This window comes from Sphaerisporangium sp. NBC_01403 (assembly GCF_045040145.1).
Taxonomy (GTDB): Bacteria; Actinomycetota; Actinomycetes; order Streptosporangiales; family Streptosporangiaceae; genus Sphaerisporangium; species Sphaerisporangium viridialbum.
Map to the genome: position 1 here is coordinate 4,775,364 of NZ_CP109534.1, position 25,596 is coordinate 4,800,959.

A 25,596-nucleotide genomic window follows, 5' to 3' on the forward strand; every position below is an offset into this window, starting at 1 on the left:
CCGGCCGCATTAATGTGTCCGCGCTCCGCCCAGGGTGGGATATCGTTTTAGTTTGCAAGGCGTTGATGGGGACGAGTACCTCCGTGCCCCCTCGCATGAGCGACCCGGGGACGGTGCGAGCCCGGGGCGAGAGCCGGAGGGAAGATCACCCCGGAGCCGCCGGAGGAACGGCAGCGATCAGCTCTGCGGCTGCGCGCGGCCCAGTAGAACCGGCAGCGATGACAAGAGTGGGCCTCTTTTCGGGAAAGTTCTCCGGAGGAGGTCAAGGAGGGTGGTACCGCGGGGCCGTCGGCCTCGTCCCTCCACGCCATGGAGAAACACTCGCGTGGAGGTATGCCCCTACGATGTCCGCACCCTACTTCCGCCCGCTCCCCGCGCAGGTCGACCTGCCCGCCTTCGAGGCGGAGGTGCTCGACCGCTGGCGTGACGGCAAGGTCTTCGAACGCTCGCTCGAACAGAACGCGGACGGCCCCTCCTGGATCTTCTTCGAGGGGCCTCCGACCGCCAACGGCATGCCCGGCGTGCACCACATCGAGGCGCGTGTCTTCAAGGACGTCTTCCCCCGCTACAAGTCGATGCGCGGGTTCAACGTCCCACGCAAGGCGGGCTGGGACTGCCACGGACTGCCCGTCGAGGTCGCCGTCGAGCGTGAGCTCGGCCTGTCCGGCAAGCCCGAGATCGAGGCGTACGGCATCGCCGAGTTCAACGAGCGCTGCCGCGAGTCGGTGCGGCGCCACGTGGACGCCTTCGAGGAGATGACCGAGCGGATGGGCTACTGGGTCGACATGTCCCAGGCCTACCGCACGATGGACCCCTCCTACGTCGAGGCCGTCTGGTGGTCGCTGAAGGTCATCTGGGACAAGGACCTGCTGTTCCGCGACTTCCGCATCACCCCGTACTGCCCGCGCTGCGGCACCGGCCTGTCCGACCACGAGCTGGGCCAGCCCGGCGGGTACGAGAACGTCTCCAGCCCCTCGGTCTACGTGCGCATGCCGGTGACCTCCGGCCGCTTCGAGGGCACCGACCTGCTCATCTGGACCACCACGCCGTGGACGCTGGTGTCCAACACCGCCGTGGCCGTCCACCCCGGCGTGACCTACGTCGTCGCGGCCAAGGACGGCGAGCGGCCGGTCATCGTGGCCGAGCCGCTGGTCGAGAGCGCGCTCGGCGAGGGCTGGGCGGTCACCGACCGCCTCCAGGGCTCCGAGCTGGAGCACACGCCGTACTCCCGGCCGTTCGAGCTGGTCGACATCCCCGGCGCCCACTACGTGGTGCTGGCCGACTACGTCACCGTCGAGGACGGCACCGGCCTGGTCCACCAGGCGCCGGCGTTCGGCGCCGACGACATGACGACCTGCAAGCGGTACGGCCTGCCGGTGGTCAACCCGATCGGCCCCGACGGGCGCTTCCTGCCGAGCGTGCCGCAGGTCGGCGGCCAGTTCTTCAAGGACGCCGACGAGGACCTGACCGAGGACCTCCGGGCCCGCGGCCTGCTGTTCCGCGGCAGCCACTTCGAGCACAGCTACCCGCACTGCTGGCGGTGCCACACGCCGCTGCTCTACTACGCGCTCCCCTCCTGGTACATCCGCACCACCCGCATCAAGGACCGCCTGCTCGCCGAGAACGAGCGCACCAACTGGTTCCCGGCCACGATCAAGGAGGGCCGCTACGGCGAGTGGCTCCGCAACAACGTCGACTGGGCCCTGTCCCGGTCGCGTTACTGGGGCACGCCGCTGCCGCTGTGGGTGTGCTCGGCCGACGAGTCCCACGTGACCTGCGTCGGGTCGCTGAAGGAGCTGGGCGAGCACGCCGGGCTCGACCTGTCGGCCCTCGACCCGCACCGGCCGTTCGTCGACGACGTCACCTTCGCGTGCCCGACCTGCGGCGCCGAGGCCCGCCGCGTCCCCGACGTCATCGACGCCTGGTACGACTCCGGCGCCATGCCGTTCGCCCAGTGGGGCGCTCCGCACGTCAACAACGACGTCTTCGAGAAGTCCTACCCCGGGCAGTTCATCTGCGAGGCCCTGGACCAGACCCGTGGCTGGTTCTACTCGATGATGACCGTCGGCACGCTGGTGTTCGACCGGTCGGCGTACGAGAACGTGCTCTGCCTCGGCCTGATCCTCGCCGAGGACGGCCGCAAGATGAGCAAGCACCTCGGCAACGTGCTGCAGCCGATCCCGCTGATGAACGAGCACGGCGCCGACGCGCTGCGCTGGTTCATGGCGACCTCCGGCTCCCCGTGGGCGCCGCGGCGGGTGGGCCACGCCACCCTGGAGGAGATCGTCAGGAAGGTCCTGCTGACCTACTGGAACACGACCTCCTTCTTCACGCTCTACGCCAACGCCGAGTCCTGGTCGCCCGCGCGGCTTGCCGAGGCCCCCGCGTACGCCGACCGCCCGCTGATCGACCGCTGGGCGCTGGCCGAGCTCAACCGCACCGTGTCCGACGTCACCGAGGCGCTGGAGACGTTCGACACCACGCGCGCCGGGCGGCGGCTGACCGAGTTCCTCGACGACCTGTCCAACTGGTACGTCCGCAGGTCCCGGCGCCGGTTCTGGTCGGGCGACGTCTCGGCGTTCGCCACGCTGTACGAGTCCCTGGAGACGGTGACGCGGCTGATGGCACCCCTGGTGCCGTTCCTCACCGACTACGTCTGGGACGTGCTGCGCGCCCCGGAGGCGCCGTCCTCGGTGCACCTGTCCACCTGGCCCGAGGTGAGCCAGGAGCTGCTCGACCCGGCCCTGTCGGAGCAGATGGCCCTGGTACGCCGCCTGGTGGAGCTCGGCAGGTCGGCGCGCGCCTCGAGCGGGGTCAAGACCCGCCAGCCGCTCGGGCGCGCGCTCGTCGGCGCCTCCCGCTGGGCGTCCCTGCCCGGCTCACTGCGGGAGCTCATCGCGGACGAGCTGAACGTGCAGGCGCTTGAGGACCTGTCGTCGTTCTCCGCCGACCTGGTCTCGTTCACCGTCAAGCCGAACTTCCGCACGCTCGGCAAGCGCTTCGGCAGCGGCACCAAGGACGTCGCGGCGGCCATCACGGCCGCGGACCCGGCGGCGCTGGCCGCGAGGGTCCGCGCGGGCGAGACGGCCACGGTGGTCGTCGGCGGGTCCGAGGTCGCCCTCGGGCCGGACGAGCTGATCGTCACCGAGCAGCCGAGGGCGGGCTGGGCCGTCGAGACTGGCGCCGTCGGCACGGGCACCGGCGAGACCGTCGCCCTCGACCTGACGGTCACGCCCGAGCTGTGGCGGGCCGGCCTCATCCGCGAGGTCATCCGCCTGGTCCAGGACGCCCGCAAGTCGAGCGGTCTTGAGATCACCGACCGCATCTCCCTGTGGTGGACGGCCTCCGGCGACCTCGCCGAGGCGCTTCGGGCGGACGGTCAGCGGGTCGCCGACGAGGTCCTGGCGACCACGATGACCGAGGGCGGGCCCGCCGCCGACCTGCCCGAACACCGCGACGACGACCTGGGCCTCACCTTCCACCTCACCCGCGACTGACAACCACCCGGCAGGCCGCGGGGAACCACCCCCGTGGCCTGCCGCCGGTCGGTCACCTCATGTCGGCCATCCGAGGGCTCCGGCGCATCCCGGCACCCACCGACCGGACCTCCACCCGGAGGATCCGGCGGGGGGCCGTCACCTCATGTCGGCCACCGACCGGATCTCGACCGGGGGGATCCTGCGCAGGCACGTGCGGTCGCCGACCCGCCCCCGGCGGAAGAACTGCGTCTCCAGGGAGATCACGCAGGAGGAGGCCCGGTCCTCCTTCTCGGCGACGTGGCCGGTACTCGGGACCTCGATCACCTGGGCGTCGCGGTACTGCTCGGCCGCCAGCAGCCCCTCCTCGGTCGGCGTGCTGAGGTCCAGTTCCCCGGACAGCACCAGCACGGGCACGTCGGGCAACCGGCCGTACCCGTACCGCGCCGGCGCCACGCGGTCCGGCCAGCGGACGCAGAAGTCTCCGAGGTCCACGATGCCGGCGATCCACGCCTCCGGTTTGAACGGCCGGTAGTCCCCCGGGTCCAGCCGCGCCACCCGCGCGGCGTACTGCCTGAACCGCTCCCGCACCGGGGCGCTCCTGTCCCACAGCGCCGGGTAGTCGTTGCACGTCACCGTCACGTACATCGGCAGGCTGAACGTCCCGCCGCGCGCGGCCGACCCGCTGATGGGCCGTACCCGTTCCGCCAGCTCCACAAGGGGCTGGACATCCCGCTGGACCGCCAGGCGCAGGGCCTCGGGCAGCCTTCCGTACAGCTCCACATGGCTTGAGGCGAGCTTGTACACCGTGCTCGCGAGCGCCGTGTCGTCCAGGACGCCGCCGGAGTAGCGGATCGGCCTGTCCTCCAGCCGCCGCGCCATGGTCTTCAGGTCGTCCAGCACCGCGTCCCCGTCACACGCGCCCCCCGACCTGCTGCACAGCAGGTGGACGGACCTGCGCATGGCCCGGGCGGCGGGCCCGCCCAGCATGTCGAAGTCCAGCGGGTACGCCGAGGACATGACGATCGAGCGCACGTGCTCGGGATGCCGTTCGGCGTAGACGGTCATCAGGTACGTGCCGTACGACTGGCCGAGCAGGTCCAGCCTGCCGATTCCCAGGTGCGCCCGCACGGCGTCGATGTCGTCGGCGGCGGCGGCCGTGGTGTAGTAGCGGCGCCTGGCGCCGATCTCCTGCCCGCAGGCGTGGACCGCCTCCAGCGCCAGCATGCGGGGGCCCGACAGGTCGCTCCACCTCGCCGAGCCGCATCGCAAGGGCCCCGACCCGCCGACCCCGCGAGGGTCGACCAGCAGCAGGTCATAGTTGTCGAGCAGGTGACGGTACTCCCTGGCATAGTTCCGGTGCCCGATCACCGCGACTCCGGGCCCGCCCGGGTTCGGCACGATCGTCCCCGCCGCGGGCCGCGAGGTGTCGTGCCTGCGCACCAGCGCGTAGGCGACGGTCGTGCTGCCCGCCGAGGGGCTGTCCCTGTCCAGCGGGACGCGCAGGCTCCCGCAGGTCGCCCCCGGCGGGCACGCCGGGCCCGCGTCGCGAGCGACGTCCTCGCGTGCGATACCGGCGCGAGCGGACACGGCCGCGCACGGCAGCCCCAGGAGCAAGGCGGCGGCCGCGACACCTGCGGCGACGGATCTCATTCTGTTCATGATCCGATCCTGCGCCGCGAGTGATCTCCCACTCCGCTCCACCGAACCCGGCGATTCCGGTACACACACCCCCTAGCCCGACGCCCACCGGACGGCCGACGCGCGCGGCAGCCTTGGTGAGCGCAGTAAAGACGGTGCCCGGAGCATTCGAGCAGGCAGCAGATCTCGCGGACCTCGCCGCGCAGGATGCCGGGAAGCCGTTCGAACCAGCTCCGCTCCCCGGTGGTGGTGTGGGAGAACCTCAACACCCACGTGTCGACCGAGATGAGGATGCCGATCGAGGCCCGTCCCTGGCTGATGGCCTTCCAGCTCTGTGGGACGTATGACGTGTTTCCTAGATCTTCCGGGCTTCAGCCAAAGCCCGGTCGTTCATTTCACGAAGAAGGGCAATGTCCGACTCGTGCTTTAACAACCCGGTCGCATAGAACTCATCCTCGATCTGGCGACGTTTCTCCGAATAGCCGATCGCCGAATCGCACTTGGCATCGGCTGTCGCGAGTTCCACTTCCTTGCTCTGCGCCTCGTCGGAGCCGATCCCGTGCAGCACATGCCCCCTCGCGGCTACCTCTCGGGCCGCTTCCGGGTCTTTGAGACCCTTGTGACCGGCTTCAGCCATACAGTCTGCCCACCGCCTGTTCAAAGCAGTAATTCGGCTGTCGGCTCCCGCCTGCTGTTGTGCTTCTATCGCGAACGAGCCGGCGAAGGTGCTCCACTTCAACCAATCCTCCAGCGATCCGAATAGTCTCACGCGCGCCTCTGACAGACACCCGTCGCTCGAAGTCTCGCTGGTTCCCCCCTGCGGCAGAGTGACGCTTACCACTGGCGCGCCATCCCGCCCGAAGAAGGCGTCCCCCCACCTCTGCCTGTCCTTTTCGGAGAGCCGGCCAACTCCAGACGAGTCACCGTCTTCGGAAGTCTGAAGGTGTTCCTTGGCACGATATCCAGTGCTACTGGCCTCACTCAGAGGAGTGCCGTATGAATCAGCTACCAGCGTGGGGTTGACGTCCTGGCCCGGGGCAGTGCGCTTTACGTAAGGCAGCCCCTTGCCGGTCATGCAACGATATATCAGCTCCTCAGCCGCGGCATAACGTACACCGTCTCCGGCAAAGAGGCCCTCGACCGCATTAATGATCTTTGGGTCGTGGCCGGGCAGACGGTCACTCACCTCTAGGGCAGGTGCTTCTTGCGCATGTGTCTCGGCGGTAGATGACGTGATGAGAGTAGCGGCGCCAAGTACGCCAAGCGCCCCCAGGATCGATCCGGTCCACAACCGGGTTCTCCGTTGAACCATGGCGGCTGGATCTCCTTAATGCAGATCAACATGTCGTGCCGCTGCCGGGTGGCCTTCCTGCTCCTGACATCATCCAAGCAGAAGCGGATGAGAAACTTTGACCTTGTTGAATCCATATAGTAGGCGCTCCTCCGTAGCAGGAGAGGCCGTGTACGCGGCGCTCAAGCCCGCAGAACTCGGTGAACCAGGCCAACGCCGACGCGGCAGAAATGGTGCCCCTCCCTCTTCGGCCGCGGGTCACGAACTGGGATGGACATTGAGCCGCACGGACGCACCGTAACAGGTGCACTCCTCGGTCTTGATCGGCCGGTATTCGGAGAAAGTGGCCTGTCCGCGGCCGACGACCCGCCCCTTTCCGTCCTTGACGACGGCTCGGACGGGCACGCGGGAGTAGTCGGTGGCCTTTCCTGGAAAATCGACGAGGGCGACCGAGACCTGGCTTTCGGCCGGCGTGGCGGTACCTGCCGACGGGGGTGGGGAGCGGAACGAGTGAGGAAGGTTCATATCCCCCTTCCGGCAGAGACCACGCGTGTCACACACTTCATATGCCAAGGCGCTGGGTGGACAAGCTTTGCCGTGCGGCCTCCTATCGCCGACGCCCTTGGAGCTACCTGATGATGTGCCTGTGCCGCGCACATTCCGCATGGTTTACACGGCTGATCATCAGCCGATCGAAGCACAGATCCTGATTAAGGGTGGCCGCCACCTAGACGAACTGGTCTACCAGCAGGAACTGCCCGTCATCTGACCTTCAGTCGTCGTCTCGGTCGCAGACCGAGCAGTGGGTCAGACCGGCGGCCTCGGCGTCGACCTTGGACATCGTCTCCAGGGTGCCGGGGTCCGAGCCCTTGATCAACGGGCAGGCGGAGCTGTGGTAGCGCCGGGTGCCGGGGATGACCTTGACGATGCCGGGGCGCATCACCTCGACGGTCGAGTCACTCTTCCTCGGCCTGTCACCGGCACCACTCGGCCTACTCGCCTTGTCGTCAGCATTGCCCGGCTTGTCACCGGCACCGCTCGGCTTGTCGTCAGCACTACCCGGCCTGCTACCGGCACCGCTCGGCTTGTCGTCGGCATCGCCGGGTGTGGTGCCGGTGGCCCCAGGCTTGGCGTCGGTGGGCCTGCTCTTGGAGTCGGTGTCGCCGCGACTGGCGTCGGCGTCGGACCGCTGTGCGGAGCCGCCGCCTGGCTGCGGCTTCGACGGCCTCTCGGCGGGCGCGGCCGACTTGGGGGTGGCCTCGGTGGAGCCCGCGCTCCTCGGGGTAGCCGTGGCCGTCTCCGGCTCTGCGGATCTCCCGGTCACCGGACTCCCGGCGACCTTCCCAGGTGCCGCGCCCTTCCCGGGGCCGGCGTCAGTCGCGGGGCCGGCGCTCTTGCCGGTCTCGGCGCCTCTCTCGGGGCCGGCGCTCCTCGCGGAGTCGGTGTCCCTGCTTGACGTGTCAGCCTTAGCGGGGGTGCCGGACGTGCGGGAAGAAGCGCTGACCACGACGACCGGATCATCGTCGTCGTCCTGAGCGTCGACGGGCTTCCTGCCGACTACTCCGGGCTTGCCCGCGGACGAGCCTGAGTCGGAGGGCGCCGTGCGAGGCTTCCCGTTACCCGGCTCTCCGGGCTTCGCGTCGCCGGTCGACGGCTTGCTCGAACCGGCCGACGGCTTGCTCGTACCGGCCGACGGCTGGTTCGTGCTGGTCGGCGGTTTGGGTGCGTCTGAGCGTTTGAAGGCCTGGAAGGGAGTGACGGCCTCGGGAAGCTTTACAGGGGTGATCGGAGTGTCGATCGGCTCGGCTGGGGCGCCAGGCTTCTTCGCGGAGGAGGCGGAGCCGCCGGGCTTGTCCGAAGGAGTGTCAGCGGCGGGCCTGTCAGCGGACGAGCCCGAGGAAGGCGCCGCGAACCACGCTTCGGGCCTCCAGGTGGAGGACTGCCCCCCATCGGGGCGCTCGGTCTCGGCATCCGAAGAAGCGGCGGACGCCGGGACGGCGCGGGAAGAGGGGCGGGAGGTGGGAGCGGCGGTGGAGGGGGAGCCGGTCGAAGTCCCGGCGCGCCCGGGGGTCTTCTCGTTCGACTCCATCGCCGACTCGGCGGGGACCTGGGGCACCGGCCGCGTCTCGTCGGACCGGTAACCGGTCACGGAGCCGCGTCCTGTCTCGGGCTTGCGTCCCGTCTCGGGCCCGCGTCCTGTCTCCGGCTTGCGTCCCGTTTCGGGCTTGCGTCCCGTCTCGGGGCCGCGTTCCGTCTGGGAGGTACGTCCTGTCTCGGGGGTGAGTCCCGTCCCGGGTTTGCCGTCGGGCTTGTGTCCTGGGCCGCCGGAGTCGTCTCGGGTCGCCGACTTGTCGCCCGTCGCACCCGTGCGACCGGACTCGGACCCCCGTCCGGACTCGGACCTGTGACCGGCGTCGGCGGTGCGGGGGGTGGGCTCGGGGATGCGGACGGTTTCCGACCTGCGGGCCGTGTCGGCCGTGTAGCCGTCGGGGAGGCAGGTGGTGCAGGCCGTGAAGCCCTCCTCGCGGGCCTCCTCGTACGTGAGCTCCTCGAACTCGCGCCCGGCGAGCTGACGGCACCCGCGCAGGTGGAATCGCTTGCGCCCGGGGATGACCAGCACGATCGCGTCGGAGGACGGGCCGCCACCCGTGCCCCTGACCGGCCCTGTCGCGGGAAACGCCCGCGGCGGAGCCAGCGTGGCCGTCTGGAACCCCGGGTGGGGCGCGGCCATGGGATGGGCGAGGGGCGCCCCGCGTGGCGGGCCCCCCGGGGAGGCCACTCCACCGGGCCTGCCCATCGAGCCACCCGCGACACCGGCGCCTGTCACAGGCATCGGCGGCGCGGTGGCCGCCGTGGTGCCGCCGGAGGGGAACAACTCATGGCGACGCAGCAGCGCCCCGATCATAAGGAAGACCGCGGACAGCACGCTGACCACGATCGACCACATGACCAGGACCGCTGTACCGGTCACCACGCCCGCGACCAGCAGGCCGAAGGCGAGCACCACCAGAATGGCGCTGAGGTAGATCACAGGGACTCCCAGTCGCGGGTCGGTAAGGAACCTGACCCGTTACCCTAACGGCGGTCGTTGTGAGGGCCGTCGACTCCCTGGAAGGCTCCGGAGTGCTGCGTGGGCTCGGGGCCGAACGGGTTGTTCTGGCCACCGGGGATCTGCTGCTGGCCTCCGGGGGCGACAGCGTGGGACATGGCCGGAGCCCCGCCCATCTGAGCACCCACGACGGGGAAGCCGCCACTGCCCTCGGCCGCCACGGTGAGCTCGGCGAGCTGGTTCTCAAGATAGAGCTTCAGCCTGCTGCGGTACTCGCGCTCGAAGCTCCGCAGCTCCTCCACCTTGCGCTCAAGCTCGTCACGGGTCTGCACCAGCGAGCCCATGGCCTGCCTGTGGCGCTCCTGCGCGTCGCGCTCGAGCGTCTCCGCGCGGGCACGGGCGTCACCGATGATCTGCTCGGCCTGGCGGCGGGCCTTGCCGAGGACCTCGTCGGCCTCGCGCCGCGCCCGGGTGACCGTCTCGTCGGCCTCACGGCGCGCGTCGGCGATCGCCTGGTCCGCGGTCTGCTGCGCCAGGGCGAGCACGCGGGCGGCGGTGTCCATGTTGTCCTCGGCGGGGGGCATGCCCATGCCGACGGGAACAGGCTCGGGCCTGATGGGCTCCGGCGCCTTCATGGGCTCCGGCTGCGGCATCATCATCTCGGGCTTGGGCTCGGCGACCGGGGCCGGCGCCATGCTCATGCCCATCCCACCCGGCACCTTGCCACGCAGGCACTCGGTCAGCTTCGCACGAAGCTCCTCGTTCTCCTGGATGAGGCGGTCGAGCTCGGCCTCCACCTCATCAAGGAAGGCGTCGACTTCTTCCTCGTCGTACCCCGGCCGCAGCCGGGTGGTACTGAACTGCTTGTTCCGCACATCAGCGGGCGTCAGCGGCATTTCGGTCTCCTTGGCGCGCTCGGAGTCTGTCCGGAGGACGGTACCCGATCAAAAACGAAGCGCGGACACGATTTGGATCATGACCAAGACCACAATGAACAGCACTGTGAAGCTTAGGTCAAAGGCCACCGTACCCAACCGGAGGGGCGGAATGAAACGGCGGAGGAACTTGAGAGGTGGGTCGGTTGCCGTGTATGTGGCCTCCGCGAGCACCAGGACGACCCCTGTGGGACGCCAGGAGCGAGCGAACGCCTGCACCGTCTCGAAGATCATCCTACCGATCAGCAGTATGAGATAGATGTACAGGACTCCGACCAAGATGTCCCTAACGATCCCCACGGTCGCGTCCTGCCTCCATCCCGATCTGCCGACCTCGGTCCGGATGGGCCATGTGTGGCCGTTCACTGTTCATAGTGGAACTCTAGCTCTGGTTGAAGAACCCGCGTTCCGCGATTCGGGCCTTGTCCTCGGCGGTCACCTCGACATTGGCAGGGGACAACAGGAACACCTTGTTGGTAACACGTTCAATGCTGCCATGTAGGCCAAAGACCAGACCTGCCGCGAAATCAACAAGGCGCTTGGCGTCGCTGTCGACCATCTCTGTCAAGTTCATGATGACGGGAGTGCCCTCGCGGAAGTGCTCGCCGATCGTTCGCGCTTCGTTGTACGTGCGAGGATGAAGGGTCGTAATGCGCGCCAGATCGGTCGTACGGCGCTCTATCACGGCGGACCCGGACCTCGGGGCGGGAACCGGGGTCTCGACCTCCTCCTGGCCCTCTTGGGGCGTTCCAAGCCCGCGCTCGTCACCGCGGCGCCGGTCGACGTAGTCGTCCGTATAGTCCTCGTCGTCGGCGTAATTGCCATAATCCGGGTAGCGGTCGTCCTCCACGAGACCGAGGTAGACCGCCATCTTGCGCATCGCGCCGGCCATCGCTACGTCGTCCTCCTGCTCATGGTCGCCGTACCCAAGGCAACCTAAGGCACCGCTGTCGACCTCTGCTCGGATACATGGACATCAAGGTCCACTCGGGGGGACATTACCTGACGAAGGGCTTCCGGCGACCGAGCAACGCCGTACCGACACGCACGTGTGTCGCTCCGTGCGCGATCGCCTCGGCCAGATCTCCACTCATTCCCGCCGAAACGACGGACGCATCCGGATGCACCACACATAGAGCAGACGAAAGTTCCAAAAGCCTCGCGAAGGCCTTATTAGGATCGCCTCCGAGTGGGGCCACAGCCATGACCCCGCCGAGGGCCAGCCCCTCTGTCGCCGCGATCAGATCGGCCAGGGCCGGCAGCTCCGCCGGAACGACTCCGCCGCGGGCCGGATCGTCGTCCAGCGCCACCTGGACCAGGCAGGTGACCCGCCGCCCCGCCCTGACGGCCTCGCGGCCCAGGGCCACGACCAGCCGCGCGCGGTCGACCGAGTGGATCACATCGGCGTACGAGACGACGGACTTGGCCTTGTTCGTCTGGAGCTGCCCGACGAAATGCCACGTCAGGGGCAGGTCAGCGCATTCGGCGGCCTTGGCGGCGGCCTCCTGGTCGCGGTTCTCGCCGACGTCGCGGATGCCGAGCTCGGTGAGGATTCTCACGTCGGAGCCGGGATAGGTCTTGGTGATCGCGACGAGGGTGACGTCGCGGCGCGCGCGCCCCGCGCTCTCGCAGGCGGCGGCGATGCGGCGCTCCACCTCGGCGAGGCCTGCCGCGATCTCGTCGCGTCGTGTGGTGTTCGCGTTCTTCACGTGGGGGTTCGGTCACTTCAGAAAGTCAGGAACGTACGGATGGGCGACCTCGCGAGCGCGGCACGTGCCCGGCTCCACGGGGGGAGCAGGCACGTGCCGGCGCTCACTTCAGGAAGTCGGGGACGTCGAGCTCCTCCTCCTGCTCCTCGAAGACCACCGGACGGCGCCGGGCGGGCTCTGAGACGCGGGAGGTGATGGGAGTGGGCGGCTCGGGCGCCGGCCTCGGAATCGACACCGGGCCCTGGGCCTGCTGCTCGGAATGAGAGGCGGAGCCGTGCGAGGACTCCACGCTCTCACGCGCGAACGGCGTGGGAGCGGGCGCCGGGTCGGGCGCCGGAGCGGGCTCCGGCACCGGAGGCGTGGGCGCGGCCTGTGTCACCGGTGCGGGCGGCAGCGGACGGACCGGGGCCGGAGCCGGGCGCGATTCCGCGCGCGCGGGCTCGGCCTTCGGCGCGGGGAAGGCCGTCGCCGCGGGGCGGGACTGGTGGCCCGCCCCGGACGCGGGCGCCGGCGGCGTCTGCGGGGCCGGGCGTGCCGCGGGCTGGGTGCGCGCGGCGGGCTGCGCGGGGACGGCGGACTTCTCCGGCTCGGGCTCGTCGAACCCGGCGGCGATCACCGTGACGCGCACCTCGTCGCCGAGGGCGTCGTCGATGACCGTGCCGAAGATGATGTTGGCGTCCAGCGCGGCGGCGTTGGAGACCAGCTGCGCCGCCTCGTTGATCTCGAACAGCCCGAGGTCGGACCCGCCCGCGATCGACAGCAGGACCCCGTGGGCTCCGTCGATGCTCGCCTCCAGCAGCGGGCTGGACACCGCCATCTCGGCCGCCGCGACGGACCTGTCGTCCCCTCGCGCGTGGCCGATGCCCATCAGCGCCGAACCCGCGCCCGACATGACGGACTTCACGTCGGCGAAGTCCAGGTTGATCAGGCCGGGGGTGGTGATGAGGTCGGTTATGCCCTGCACACCGGACAGCAGCACCTGGTCGGCGGCCTTGAAGGCGTCGAGCACGCTGACCTGGCGGTCGGATATCGACAGCAGGCGGTCGTTCGGGATGACGATGAGGGTGTCGACCTCGTCGCGCAGGGTCTCGATGCCGGCCTCGGCCTGCGCCGCGCGGCGCCGCCCCTCGAAACTGAAGGGCCGGGTCACGACACCGATGGTCAGCGCGCCGAGCGACCGGGCGATGTTCGCCACCACGGGCGCGCCGCCCGTGCCGGTGCCGCCGCCCTCGCCCGCCGTGACGAAGACCATGTCGGCGCCCTTGAGGACCTCCTCGATCTCCTCACGGTGATCCTCGGCGGCCTTGCGCCCGACCTCGGGATTGGCTCCCGCGCCGAGGCCGCGCGTGAGCTCGCGGCCCACGTCCAGCTTGACGTCGGCGTCACTCATCAGCAGCGCCTGGGCGTCGGTGTTGATGGCGATGAACTCGACGCCCTTGAGTCCCTCCTCGATCATCCGGTTCACGGCGTTCACTCCGCCGCCGCCGATGCCGACGACCTTGATGACCGCGAGGTAGTTCTGCGGTGCTGCCACGACGAGGGGCCTTTCCGCTCGTTTACTTGCATTACGTGAAGCCCGAAACGGTGCCGGACCTTCTTGTTTAACTCTCACCCTCAAGTTGAGATTTAGAGTTATGTCAACCTGAGGAATGATACGGACAGTAGGGTTGCCCCTCCCCCAGGGTCAACTCACCGCGCCGCAAGCTCGCCCGGCGTGTCGCGGCCTGTCCCTTTCGCTCCTGCCGGAACCTGCCCGGCTGTGGGGCATATCACTTGACTGTCACGACATCCGGTGAGCTGACGTCGTAACTGTCGGCCGGGCGTTCGAGCAGCGTGAGCGCGATGCGTGCCTTGTCACGAGTGCGCTCGGCCCCGCCCCACACGATCGTACGGCCGTCGCCGAGGCGAAGGGAGACATCGTCGGGAGACGCGGCCCGGACCGTCTCGACCCTGCGTGCCAGGTTGCCGGGAAGGCCGCCCGCGACCGCGAGCGCGGCCTTGGTGGCGGGGTCGTCGGCGGCGAAACGGTCGACGTGGAGGGCGGGGAGGCCGCCGGGGTCGAACGCCTTGACCTCGATGACGAACCCGTGCCGGTCGACCACCGACGCCTTGCCGCCTGCGAGGACCACCGCGACCGGCCTGCGCTCCACCACATGGACGCTGAGCGTGGCCGGCCAGCTGCGCTCCACCGTGACCGACTCGACCTGCCGGAGCGCGGCGATCCTGCTCCGGACCGTCTCGAGGTCGACCGTGGCCATCGGCTGGCGGTCGGGGACCGCCGCCGCCTGCCGGAGCCGGTCGTCGGGGAGCGTGACGTTCCCCGAGATCGCGATGTCGCGCACGCCGAGGACCGGCGAGAAGAACACCAGCCAGGCGGCGGCCCCCACCACCCCGCAGGACAGCAGGACGGCGAAGGCCGTGCGCCACGCCGATGGACTCACCGCGAGGCGAGCTCGGCGACGATGTGCGGGCCGAGCTCGGTCACATCGCCGGCGCCCATGGTGAGCACGACGTCACCCGGACGGGCCCGGTCGGCCACGATGGCCGGGACCGTGCCCCGGTCGGAGACGTAGGTGACCCGCTCGGCCGGAAGCGGCACCTTGCCCGCGACCAGCGCGCCCGACACCCCGGGCTCGGGGTCCTCACGGGCGCCGTAGACGTCGAGCACGATGGCCTCGTCGGCCAGCCCGAGGGCGGCTCCGAACTCGTCGGCGAAGAAGCGGGTGCGGGAGTAGAGGTGGGGCTGGAAGACCGCGATGACGCGGCCGGACGGCCCGGAGAACGACGCGACCACGTCACGGGCGGCGCGCAGGTCGGCGGCCAGCTCGGTGGGGTGGTGGGCGTAGCTGTCGAAGACGGCCACCCCGGCCGCCTCCCCCTTGGCCTCGAAACGGCGCTTGGCCCCGGTGAACGCCGCCAGCCCGTCGCGGAACTCGTCGAACGGCACGCCGAGCTCCTCGGCCACCGCCAGCGCGGCGGTGGCGTTCAGCGCGTTGTGCCGCCCGGGCACCGCGAGCCGGACGTCGCCCTTGCCCTCCACCGTGAACGCGACCCCGAAGCCGTCGGGGGCGATGTCCACGACGCGGATGTCGGCTCCCTCGGACTCGCCGTACGTGCGCACGCGCAGGCCCCGGGCACGCGCCAGCGGGACCAGCGCCGCGGCGCCGGGGTCGTCGGCGCAGACCACCAGCGCCGAGCCGATGCGCTCGACGAAGCGGGCGAAGCTGTCGTGCACGGCCTGCGGGTCGCCGTAGTTGTCGAGGTGGTCGGCCTCGACGTTGGTGACCACCGCCACGCCGGGGGCGAGCATGAGGAAGGACCCGTCGCTCTCGTCGGCCTCGGCCACGAAGACGTCTCCCGCGCCCTCGTCGGCCCCGAGGCCGGTGGTGACGAGCTGGCCTCCCACGCAGTAGGAGGGGTCGCGCCCGCACTTCTGCAGGGCGACCGTGAGCATCGAGGTCGTGGTGGTCTTGCCGTGCGTGCCCGCGACGGCGATGCCGGTGCGCCCGACCATCACCGCGGCGAGCGCGGCGGCGCGTGGGATGACGCGGAGCCCCTGGCGCAGCGCCTCGCCGAGCTCGGGGTTGGAGTCGCGGATCGCGGTGGACACCACCACGGTGTCGACGTTCCTGATGTGCGAGGCGGCGTGGCCCACGTGCACGACCGCGCCGAGCTCGCGCAGCTCGGACACCATCTGCGAGCTGCGGGCGTCGCTCCCGGACACGTCGACCCCGCGCTTGAGCAGGATGCGCGCGATGCCGGACATGCCGGCGCCGCCGATGCCGATGAAGTGCACCCGGCCGAGGTCGCCGGCGGCCACCGGCTCGATCAGCTTCACCAGGCTCATCGGCGGCCTCCCGCGTAGATGATCTCGATGACCTTGCGTGCCAGCACCGTGTCGGCGTCCTTGCGGCCCATGCGCGAGGCGGCGTCCGACATCGCGACCACCCGCTCGGGATCGCGCAGGACGGGAAGCACCTTCTGGATGATCCAATCGGCGGTCAGGTCGGCGTTGTCGACCATCATCCCTCCCCCGGCCTCGACGATCGGCATCGCGTTGAGCTTCTGCTCGCCGTTGCCGTGCGGCAGCGGCACGTACGCCGCCGGGAGCCCCACTGCGGTGAGCTCGGCGCAGGTCATCGCCCCGCTGCGGCACAGCACGAAGTCGGCGGCGGCGTACGCGAGGTCCATGCGGTCGACGTAGGGCAGCACGACGTACTGCGGGTCGCCGGGCGGGGGCTCCTGGACGACGGTGTTCTTGGGGCCGATCACGTGGAGCACCTGGACGCCCGCGTGGCGCAGCGCGGGGGCGGACGCGAGGGCCGCCTCGTTGATGGCGCGCGCCCCCTGCGAGCCGCCGAAGACCAGCAGCGTCGGCCGGTCGTTCTCGAGGCCGAAGTAGGACCTGGCCTTGTCTCCCGTCGACAGCCGGTCGAGCGCGACGATCTCGCGCCGCAGCGGGATGCCGACGTACTCGGAGTGGGGAAGCGCGGCGTCGGGGTGCCCGGTGAACACGTGGTCGGTGAGCCGGGCGCCGAGCCGGTTGGCGAGGCCGGGACGCGGGTTCGCCTCGTGCACCACGATCGGCACGCCGCGCCGCCGCGCGCCGAGGTAGGCGGGTGTCGCGACGTACCCGCCGAAGCCGACGAGCACGTCGGCCTGCACGCGGTCCATGATGCCCGCGGCGGCGTTGATCGCCCCGGCCAGGCGGCCGGGGACCGTCAGCAGCTGCGGCGTGATGGCGCGCGGCAGCGGGACCGCGGGCACCAGCGCCAGCTCGTACCCGCGCGCGGGAACCAGCCTGGTCTCCAGCCCGCGCTCGGTGCCGAGGCAGGTGATCCCGATGCTCGGGTCCTGCCTGCGCAGCGCGTCGGCCAGCGCCAGGGCGGGTTCGATATGGCCGGCCGTGCCGCCGCCTGCGAGGACCACCCTCATGTCGGTCCTTTCACTCCACGTGCCTCGATGTCGGTCGGGGCCGCCCCGTCCGGCGAATCACCGCCAGCGTGCGACCCAGGCCAAGCCAGCTTAGAGCCCGCGCCGCGGGCCCGGGTCCACGAGCGGCCAGCGCGGCCGCCGCGCCGGGCTCGTGCTTGGCGAACGACAGCAGCATGCCGAGCGCCGCGAGCGTGGGCAACAACGCCGAACCACCGTACGACACGAGCGGCAGCGGGATGCCGGTGATGGGCAGCACGCCGATGACCGCGCCGATGTTGACGATGGCCTGACCTGCGATCCAGGCCACGGCGGCGGAGGCCGTCAGCCGGATGAACGGGTCCTTGACGCGGGACGCCACCCGCAGCCCGGCGTACCCGAGAAGGCCGAAGAGGGCGATCACGAGCAGCGTGCCCATGAGCCCGAGCTCCTCGCCGATGATCGAGAAGATGAAGTCGCTCTCGGCGTGGGGCACCCAGCTCCACTTCTGCCGGCTGCTGCCGAGCCCGAGCCCGAACCAGCCGCCCGAGCCCATCGCGATCTGCCCCTGCGCCGCCTGGTACCCCGACCCCTGGGCGTTGCCCCAGACGTCCAGCCAGCCCTCGATGCGGGCCGAGCGGTAGCCCTCGACGCTGATCATGATGACGGTGGCCAGCGTCGCGACGGCGAGGATGCCGCAGAACAGCCGCAGCGGCGCGCCGACGACCCACAGCAGGGCCAGGAAGATCAGCATGAGCACGAGCGTGGTGCCGAGGTCGCGCCCGAGCATGACCATGACGGCGAGGATGGCGGTGCCGGGCATGAGGGGGATCAGGAGCTGGCGCCACTCGATGAGGCCGCCCTTGGCCTTGCGGGCCAGCAGGTCGGCGCCCCAGAGCACCAGGCCGAGCTTGGCGGGCTCGGACGGCTGGAGGGTGAGCCCGCCGATGTAGATCCACCGCTGGGCGCCCAGCTCGGTCTCGCCGATGAAGATGACCATGATGAGGCCGATGATGGACAGGGCCATCAGGGGATAGCCGGCGAGCCGGAAGAACCGCTGTGGCAGCCGCGAGCAGATCCACATCACCGGGACGCCGAGCCCGACCGACAGCGACTGCTTGAGGAACCAGTAGAACGGGTTGCCGGTCTTCTGCAGCGCCTCGATGCTGGAGGCCGAGAGGACCATCATCAGCCCGAGCGCCAGCAGCAGCGCGCTGCATCCGAGCACCAGGTAGTAGGACGTGAGCGGGCGGTTCAGCAGCTCGCCGAGCGCGGACAGCCGCTCGCGCCGCCACCCTGCGGGGCCCGCGCGCCCCGGCGCGATCGGGACGTCGCTCATCGCGCCCGCAGGCGGTGGACGGCTCGGGCGAAGGCCTCCCCACGGGCGCCGTAGTCGGCGAACATGTCCAGCGACGCGCCGGCGGGGGCGAGCAGCACGGTGTCCCCCGGGGAGGCGAGCCGGGCGGCTTCGGTGACGACACGGTCCATGACCCCAGTGTCTTGCCCCTCGACCTCCACGACCGGAACATTCGCCGCGTGTCGCGCCAGAGCCTGGCGAATTCGTGCCCGATCGGCTCCGAGGAGCACGGCTCCGCGCAGCCGGCCAGCCGCCCGCCGTACGAGGTCGTCGACGTCGGCGCCCTTGAGCAGGCCGCCCGCGATCCACACGATCGTGGAGTAGGAGGCCAGGGACGCGGCGGCGGCGTGCGGGTTGGTCGCCTTGGAGTCGTCGACGTAGTCCACCTCGGCGAGGCGCGCGACGTGGGCGATGCGGTGCGGGTCGGGCACGTAGTCGAGCAGGCCCCGCCGCACGGCGTCGGCGGGCACCCCGTGCGCGCGGGCCAGCGCCGCCGCCGCCAGCGCGTTGGCCACGTTGTGCGGGGCGAACGGGCGGACGTCGGCCAGGGTCGCGAGCTCCTCGGCGCCCCCGACGGGGTCCTCGACGAAGGCGCGGTCGACGAGCAGGTCCTCCACGACGCCCAGCTGCCCGCTCGCGGGCACGCCGAGCGTGAAGCCGGCCACCCGCGCCGGCCCCGCGGCGTACGGCGCGGCCAGGCGGGCCGACCAGGAGTCGTCGGCGTTGTACACGACGACCTCGGCGCGCTCGAAGACGCGGCCCTTGGTCCGGGCGTACTCCTCCATCGAACCGTGCCAGTCGAGGTGGTCGTCGGCCACGTTGAGTATCGCGGCGGCCCGGGGCGCGAGGCTCGCCGACCAGTGGAGCTGGAAGCTGGACAGCTCCACCGCGAGCACGTCGTACGGCTGCTCGACGGCCTCCACGATCGGGGTGCCGACGTTGCCCACGGCCGCCGCGTCGTGCCCGGCGGCCCGGAGCATGGCGGTGAGCATGCGCACCGCCGTGGTCTTGCCGTTGGTGCCGGTGAGCGCCAGCCAGGGGGCGGCGCCCTCGGGCCGCTGCCGCCAGGCCAGCTCGACCTCGCCGATCACCTCGACGCCCCGGGAAGCCGCCTCCACGAGCAGTGGGTGGGTGGGCCGCCAGCCCGGCGAGGTCACGACCATGCCGGCCTCGGGGGGCAGCCCGCCGCCGAAGCGCACCTCGACGCCGAGGGCGGCCAGCTCGGCCGCCGCCGCACGCTGCCGCTCGCCGTCTCCGGTCTCGACCACGATGACATGGTGGCCCGACCGGACGAGGCTGCGGGCGGCGGCCATCCCGGAGACCCCGAGGCCCGCCACGCAGACGGTGCTCATTGCTTGGGCATCCACTCGACGTAGAACAGGCCGAGGCCGGCGGCGGCGCACAGCATGGCGATCAGCCAGAAGCGGACCACGATGGTCGTCTCGGCCCAGCCCGCCAGCTCGAAGTGGTGCTGGAGTGGAGCCATGCGGAAGACCCGTCTGCCCGTCATCTTGAAGAACCCCACCTGGATGATGACCGAGGCGGTGATGATGACGCACAGGCCGGCGAGGATGAACAGCAGGAACTGCGTGCGCGTGGTGATCGCCAGCCCGGCGAGCACCCCGCCGAGGGCCAGGGAGCCGGTGTCGCCCATGAAGATCTTGGCAGGCGGGGCGTTCCACCACAGGAAGCCGACCAGCGCGCCGAGGACGGCCGCCGCCACCACCGCGAGGTCCAGCGGGTCGCGCACCCAGTAGCAGCTCGGGCCGAGCTGGTTCAGGCAGCTGTTGCGCAGCTGCCAGTTGCCGATCAGCACGTAGGCGGCGAGGACGACGCCGGTGGCGCCGCTGGCGAGGCCGTCGAGTCCGTCGGTGAGGTTCACGGCGTTCGAGAAGCCCACGATCATGATGAGGACCCAGATCGTGAAGACCACGATGCCGACCGACGGCCCGAAGTCCCGCAGGAACGACAGGCGCGTCTCGGCGGGCGTGATCGAGTAGGCGTTCGGGAACCGCACCACCAGCACCGCGAAGACCGCGCCGACGATGAGCTGCCCGAGGGCCTTGGCGCCGCTGCGCAGGCCGAGGCTCCGCTGCTTGTAGATCTTGATGAAGTCGTCGAGGAAGCCGACCGTGCCGAGCCCGGCCATGAGGAACAGCACCAGCACCGCGGACACCGTGGGCGGAGTCCAGGTGGCGAGGTGCGAGCAGGCGAACCCGATGAGCGCGGCGATGACCAGGACCGTGCCGCCCATGGTGGGCGTGCCGCGCTTCTCGTGGTGGCCGGAGGGGCCCTCCTCGCGGATGTTCTGGCCGTAGCCCCTGCGGCTGAAGAGCCGGATCGCCAGCGGGGTGCCGAGCATGGACAGCAGGAGCGCCACCGCCGCGGCGACGAGGACGTCCATCATCGGGCATCACCTCCCAGCAGCGCCTCGGCGACCCGTTCGAGACCGGCGGCGCGCGGGCCCTTGACGAGCACCACGTCCCCGGGACGTAGCTGAGCGGCCAGCTCGGCCGCGGCCTCGGCCGGGTCCGGCACGTGGACGGCCGGAGCCCCCTTGGCGCCCGCGAGCACCGGCCAGGGGTTCTCCCCGACCACCCACAGCCCGGTGAGGCCCGCCTCGGCGGCGAGCCGGCCGACCCCCTCGTTCAGCGAGTCGCTCTCGTCGCCGAGCTCGCGCAGCGAGGCGATCACGGCGAACCTGCGCCGCTCCGCCCCGAGGACGCCCAGCGTCTGGAACGCCGCGCGCATGGAGTCGGGGTTGGCGTTGTACGCGTCGTTGACCACGGTCACGCCGTCGGGACGGTCGGTGACCTCCATGCGCCATCGGCTGCGCGGCTCGGCGCGCGAGAGCTCCTCGGCGATGGTCGCCACAGGCAGGCCCAGCTCGTACGCCGCCGCCGCCGCGGCGAGGACGTTCTCGACGGCGTGCGCCCCGTATAGGCGCAGCCGCACGTCCGCGGAGCCCGACGGGGTCGCCAGCGTGAACGACGCCCTGCCGCGCTCGTCCATCGTCTCGTTCTCGGCCCGCACGCCCGCGGTGGGGGAACGGCCGAACCAGCTCACGCGGGCCTGGGTGCGGTCGGCCATGGCCCGCACGAGCGGGTCGTCGGCGTTGAGCACCGCGACCCCGTCGGCGGGCAGCGCCTCGACCAGCTCGCCCTTGGCCTTGGCGATCTGCTCGCGCCCGCCGAACACGCCGAGGTGGGCGGTGCCGACGTTGAGCACCACGCCGATCTTGGGCGGGGCGATGCGAGCCAGGTCGGCGATGTGGCCCTCGGAACGGGCGCTGAGCTCCAGCACGAGGAAGCGGGTGTCCTCGTCCGCCCTCAGCACCGTGAGAGGGTGGCCGATCTCGTTGTTGTAGGAGCCGACGGGGGCGACCGTCGGGCCTACCAGCGAGGTCAGCCTGGCGAGCAGGTCCTTGGTGGTGGTCTTCCCCGCCGACCCTGTGACGCCGACGACGGTCGCGCGCGGCAGCGCCGCGACCGTGGCCGTGGCCAGCTCGGCCAGTGCCGTCAGGACGTCGCCCACGATGAGACAGGGCGCCTCCACGGGCCGGCTCGCGAGCACGGCCACCGCGCCGGCCTGGCAGGCCTGGGCGGCGAAGTCGTGCCCGTCGGCCCGCTCCCCCCTGATCGCCACGAACAGCGATCCGGGCTCGGCGGCGCGCGAGTCGATCAGGACGGGCCCGCGGACCACGGCGCGGGGATCGGCCATGCCCGCGAGGGCACCCGAGGTGATCTCGGCGATCCTTGCCAGCGGCAACGGGATCATTCGTTCTTCCCTACTTCCATACAAGCTGCTCGTGGGTGTGCGGGGGGCCCGCGCCTCGCCCCTGGGCGCCCGGCCGGGCTACCGGCTCAGCCTCGCACAACGCCGTCGGTCACATGTGCTCTCGTCTGCCGATGGCCTCGGCGACCACCTGCCTGTCGTCGAACGGCAGCACTTCACCGTCGATGTACTGACCCTGCTCATGGCCCTTGCCGGCGACGACGACCACGTCGCCGGGGCGCGCCCGCCCGATCGCGAGGTCGATCGCCGCGGCCCTGTCGGGTTCCATGATCACATGGGCCCGCTCGTGCGGGGGCACGCACAGGGCCCCCTCCAGCATCTCGCCGAGGATACGGAGGGGGTCCTCCGAGCGGGGGTTGTCGCTGGTGAGGATCGCCACGTCGGCGAGCCGCGCGGCGGCGTCCCCCATCATCGGGCGCTTGCCCCGGTCGCGGTCGCCGCCGCACCCGAGGACGATGATCAGGTCGCCCGAGGTGACCTCGCGCAGCGCCCGCAGCACCGACTCGACGGCGCCCGGCTTGTGGGAGTAGTCGACGATCGCCTGGAACCCCCGCGCGCCCGGCACGCGCTCCATGCGGCCGGGGACGCCCGTGACGGTGCCCACGCCGTGCACGGCGGCCTGCAGCGGCACCCCGGCCTCCACGAGGGTGACCAGCGCGCCGAGCGTGTTGGCGACGTTGAACGGGCCGGGCAGGGCCACCGACACGTCGGCCTCGATGCCGCCGGGGCCGATCACCCTGAAGGTGCTGCCGTCGGCGCCGAGGCGCACGTCCTGCGCCCGCCAGTCGGCCTCGGCGGCCCCCTCGGCCGAGAACGTGGTGACGGGGACCTTGGCGATGCCCGCGAGCTCCCTGCCGTGGGCGTCGTCGATGTTGACGACGCCCGCCCGGCACAGCTCGGGGGTGAACAGCCGGACCTTGGTCAGGAAGTAGTCGTCGAGGTCGCTGTGGAAGTCGAGGTGGTCCTGCGAGAGGTTGGTGAACAGCGCCACGTCGTAGAAGACGCCGTCGACCCGCCGGAGGGCGAGGGCGTGGCTCGACACCTCCATGGCGGCGGCGGTGACGCCCTCCTCGCGCATGAGCGCGAACAGGCCCTGCAGGTCGCTCGCCTCGGGGGTCGTGAGCGTGGGCGGGAGGCTCTTGTCCCCCACGTGGATCTCCACGCCGCCGATCAGGCCGGTGCGGTGCCCCGCGGCCCGCAGGCCCGCCTCGAGCAGGAACGTGGTGGTCGACTTGCCGCTGGTGCCGGTCACGCCGAGCACGAGGACGCCCGAGGCGGGCCGGCCGTACACCCAGGCGGCGACCTGGCCGAGCACGGAGCGCGGATCGGGCACCACGAGCACCGGCACCCCGGTCGCGACCGCGGCCGGGCGCCCGTCGGGGTCGGTCAGGATCGCGACGGCTCCGCCCGCGACGGCGTCGGGAGAGAACGCGGCGCCGTGGGCGGCGCGGCCCGGCAGCGCGACGTACAGATCGCCCTGGCGCACCTGGCGCGAGTCGATGGTGATGCCGGTGACGGCGGCGAGCGGCGCTCGGGGGCCGCCGGAGGGCGCGCCGAGCAGGGCCGCCAGGCCGGACAGCGGTCGGACCGGGCATGCCGTGGGACGCATGGACGACGGGGGACGCACGGGCGAGAGCGTACCTTCCCCCGTCACCCGTCGGTGCTCATGCGCACCGATGGGGCGGTCGTACCGGTCGGCGGAATCTTTCGGCTCTTCAACGCGAACGTCATGACATCCTTGAACACAGGCGCGGCGATTTCCCCGCCGAAGTGGCCGTTCTTGGGTGCCTGAACGACGGCCAGCACCACCAGACGCGGCGCGTCCGCGGGAGTGAACCCCACAAACGTAGCGGTATATCCGCAATACCCTCGGCAGTTCTCGTCGTATCGCATCGCAGTGCCGGTTTTACCCGCTACTCGGTATCCCTTGATGGCGGCGAGCGAGCCGGTGCTCCCCTCGGCGCTGACCGCCGCCTCCAGCATCGACGAGATGTCCTTGGCGGTGCGGGGGCCGATGACCCGGGTCTGCTTGGGCGCCTTCGCCGGGATGAGCCTGTGGTGCTGATCGACCGTGCCCGCCACGATCTGCGGCGTGATGCGCACGCCTCCGTTGGCGATGGTCTGGTAGACGCTCGCCATCTGCAGGGCCGTCACCGAGACGCCCTGCCCGAAGGCGATCGTGCACCGCTGGCTCCCCGACCACGCCTCCCGCTTGGGGAGCAGCCCGGCCTCCTCGCCGTAGAACCCCCCGCCGGTCCTGGCCCCGAAGCCGAACCCCTTGAGCATGTCGTACAGCGGCTGGTCGCCGATCCGGTCGGCGACCATGATCGTGCCGACGTTGCTGGACTCGGCGATGATCCCGGTGAAGGTCAGGTGCTCGGGCGGATGCGGGTGGGCGTCGCTGAGCAGCCGGTCGGCGCACTGGTACTTGTCCTTGACCTCGAACACCGTCTCCGGCCTGACCGCCCCCGCCTCCAGGGCGGCGGCGGCCGTGATGACCTTGTTCGTGCTGCCGGGCTCGAACACCTCCGACACCGCGCGGTTGCCCCAGTCGGTGGCGGGGAGGGACCTCCACTTGTTGAGGTCGACCTCCGGGGCGTTGGCCATGGCCAGCACCTGGCCGTTCCGCACGTCCATGACGATCACGCTGCCGCTGCGGGCCCCGGCGGCCTTGACCTGCTTGGCGATGGCCTCCTGGGCGGCCCACTGGATGTCGCGGTCGATGGTCAGCCGCACGCCCTGCCCGGCCACCGGCTCCTGCCTGGTGCTCCGCGTCATGGGGATGCGCTGCCCTGTGCCGCCGATCTCGATGGTCTGGCGCCCGTCCTTGCCGCCGAGGAGCTTGTCGTAGGTCTGCTCGAACCCGGTCAGGCCGGTGCCGGCGTCCCCGACGAAGCCCACCAGCCCGCCGGCGAGGTTCCCGCCGGGGTAGAGCCTCCGGTACTGCGGCACGGCCGAGACGCCGTCGATCTTCAGGTCGAGCACACTCTTGGCGGTGCCGAGGGGGATGTCGCGCGCGAGCAGCGCGTAGTGGGTTCTCGGCAGCGAGAGCTTGGCCACGATGTCGTCCTTGGGGACGCCGAGCGCCGTGGCGAGGGTCGTGGCGACCTGGTCGCGCTTGTTGGGCGGCACCTGGGTCGGGTCCGCCGAGATCTCGCGGGCCTCCACGGTGACGGCCAGCTCGTGGCCGTTGACGTCGGTGATGGAGCCCCGGCGCGCGGGAAGCGTCTCCTCGCGCACCCGGAGCGAGGCCGCCTTCGCCTCGAAGACCTTGGAGTCGAGCCCCTGGAGCTGGACCAGCCGTCCCGCGAACAGCGACAGCACGACGGCCATGCCCATCAGGCCGATGTTGATCCGCCGCGCCGGGTTGCCGAGGCGCAGGGGGGCCACCGGCCGAGGCGCCCACGAACGGGGCGGCACCGCGCGTCGGGT

Annotated in this window: 19 protein-coding genes; 2 read left to right on the plus strand and 17 right to left on the minus strand. The window is 71.0% G+C overall.

The window, feature by feature from the left end; all coding sequences use genetic code 11:
* The first annotated feature begins 344 nt into the window (after positions 1-344).
* Positions 345-3,497, plus strand: coding sequence for an isoleucine--tRNA ligase (gene ileS / locus OG589_RS21505; RefSeq protein WP_405151678.1), 3,153 nt, complete (start codon positions 345-347; stop codon positions 3,495-3,497).
* Between the two features lie 138 nt (positions 3,498-3,635).
* Here ileS and OG589_RS21510 read toward each other — a convergent pair whose 3' ends face one another.
* The gene (locus OG589_RS21510) at positions 3,636-5,138 is read right to left on the minus strand and encodes an alpha/beta fold hydrolase (protein ID WP_405151680.1); all 1,503 of its coding nucleotides are present in this window, start codon (positions 5,136-5,138) and stop codon (positions 3,636-3,638) included.
* Positions 5,139-5,472: 334 nt separating this feature from the next.
* Complete coding sequence (locus OG589_RS21515; protein WP_405151682.1) at positions 5,473-6,303, minus strand: hypothetical protein; 831 nt, start codon at positions 6,301-6,303, stop codon at positions 5,473-5,475.
* Between the two features lie 751 nt (positions 6,304-7,054).
* Between OG589_RS21515 and OG589_RS21520 the strand changes: the two genes are divergently transcribed.
* Positions 7,055-7,177 (plus strand): hypothetical protein, encoded by a 123-nt coding sequence (locus tag OG589_RS21520; RefSeq protein ID WP_405151684.1) that lies wholly within the window; start codon positions 7,055-7,057, stop codon positions 7,175-7,177.
* 3 nt (positions 7,178-7,180) lie between these two features.
* Here OG589_RS21520 and OG589_RS21525 read toward each other — a convergent pair whose 3' ends face one another.
* From OG589_RS21525 to OG589_RS21595, 15 genes are all read right to left on the minus strand, one after another.
* Complete coding sequence (locus OG589_RS21525; RefSeq protein ID WP_405151686.1) at positions 7,181-9,439, minus strand: hypothetical protein; 2,259 nt, start codon at positions 9,437-9,439, stop codon at positions 7,181-7,183.
* A 44-nt stretch (positions 9,440-9,483) separates the two neighbouring features.
* A complete protein-coding gene (locus OG589_RS21530) occupies positions 9,484-10,353 on the minus strand; it encodes a DivIVA domain-containing protein (protein ID WP_405151687.1) in 870 nt (289 codons plus the stop codon).
* Positions 10,354-10,401: 48 nt separating this feature from the next.
* Positions 10,402-10,692 carry a YggT family protein gene (locus tag OG589_RS21535; RefSeq protein ID WP_363921024.1) on the minus strand — a complete coding sequence of 97 codons (291 nt, stop codon included), beginning with the start codon at positions 10,690-10,692 and terminating at the stop codon, positions 10,402-10,404.
* Between the two features lie 82 nt (positions 10,693-10,774).
* Positions 10,775-11,284, minus strand: a complete 510-nt coding sequence (locus OG589_RS21540; protein WP_405151688.1) for a cell division protein SepF — start codon at positions 11,282-11,284, stop codon at positions 10,775-10,777.
* A 106-nt stretch (positions 11,285-11,390) separates the two neighbouring features.
* Positions 11,391-12,101, minus strand: a complete 711-nt coding sequence (locus OG589_RS21545) for a YggS family pyridoxal phosphate-dependent enzyme (protein ID WP_405151690.1) — start codon at positions 12,099-12,101, stop codon at positions 11,391-11,393.
* A 103-nt stretch (positions 12,102-12,204) separates the two neighbouring features.
* Positions 12,205-13,635 (minus strand): cell division protein FtsZ, encoded by a 1,431-nt coding sequence (ftsZ, locus tag OG589_RS21550; RefSeq protein ID WP_405151692.1) that lies wholly within the window; start codon positions 13,633-13,635, stop codon positions 12,205-12,207.
* Between the two features lie 235 nt (positions 13,636-13,870).
* On the minus strand, positions 13,871-14,542 hold the full coding sequence (locus OG589_RS21555; RefSeq protein ID WP_405151694.1) for a cell division protein FtsQ/DivIB: 672 nt from the start codon (positions 14,540-14,542) through the stop codon (positions 13,871-13,873).
* Complete coding sequence (gene murC, locus OG589_RS21560; protein ID WP_405151695.1) at positions 14,539-15,948, minus strand: UDP-N-acetylmuramate--L-alanine ligase; 1,410 nt, start codon at positions 15,946-15,948, stop codon at positions 14,539-14,541. Before murC ends, OG589_RS21555 begins: the two co-directional genes overlap by 4 nt.
* On the minus strand, positions 15,945-17,036 hold the full coding sequence (gene murG, locus OG589_RS21565) for an undecaprenyldiphospho-muramoylpentapeptide beta-N-acetylglucosaminyltransferase (RefSeq protein ID WP_405151697.1): 1,092 nt from the start codon (positions 17,034-17,036) through the stop codon (positions 15,945-15,947). Before murG ends, murC begins: the two co-directional genes overlap by 4 nt.
* Positions 17,037-17,046: 10 nt before the next feature.
* Complete coding sequence (gene ftsW, locus OG589_RS21570; RefSeq protein ID WP_405151699.1) at positions 17,047-18,351, minus strand: putative lipid II flippase FtsW; 1,305 nt, start codon at positions 18,349-18,351, stop codon at positions 17,047-17,049.
* A complete protein-coding gene (gene murD, locus OG589_RS21575; protein WP_405151701.1) occupies positions 18,348-19,721 on the minus strand; it encodes a UDP-N-acetylmuramoyl-L-alanine--D-glutamate ligase in 1,374 nt (457 codons plus the stop codon). Before murD ends, ftsW begins: the two co-directional genes overlap by 4 nt.
* Positions 19,718-20,776, minus strand: a complete 1,059-nt coding sequence (mraY, locus tag OG589_RS21580; protein ID WP_358560688.1) for a phospho-N-acetylmuramoyl-pentapeptide-transferase — start codon at positions 20,774-20,776, stop codon at positions 19,718-19,720. Before mraY ends, murD begins: the two co-directional genes overlap by 4 nt.
* Positions 20,773-22,146: a UDP-N-acetylmuramoyl-tripeptide--D-alanyl-D-alanine ligase gene (murF, locus tag OG589_RS21585; RefSeq protein WP_405151704.1), complete on the minus strand. Its 1,374-nt coding sequence runs from the start codon at positions 22,144-22,146 to the stop codon at positions 20,773-20,775. The genes mraY and murF overlap by 4 nt, the downstream gene beginning before the upstream one ends.
* Before the next feature lie 109 nt (positions 22,147-22,255).
* Positions 22,256-23,773, minus strand: a complete 1,518-nt coding sequence (locus OG589_RS21590) for a UDP-N-acetylmuramoyl-L-alanyl-D-glutamate--2,6-diaminopimelate ligase (protein ID WP_405152090.1) — start codon at positions 23,771-23,773, stop codon at positions 22,256-22,258.
* A 41-nt stretch (positions 23,774-23,814) separates the two neighbouring features.
* Positions 23,815-25,554 (minus strand): peptidoglycan D,D-transpeptidase FtsI family protein, encoded by a 1,740-nt coding sequence (locus tag OG589_RS21595; protein WP_405151706.1) that lies wholly within the window; start codon positions 25,552-25,554, stop codon positions 23,815-23,817.
* Positions 25,555-25,596 lie beyond the last annotated feature (42 nt).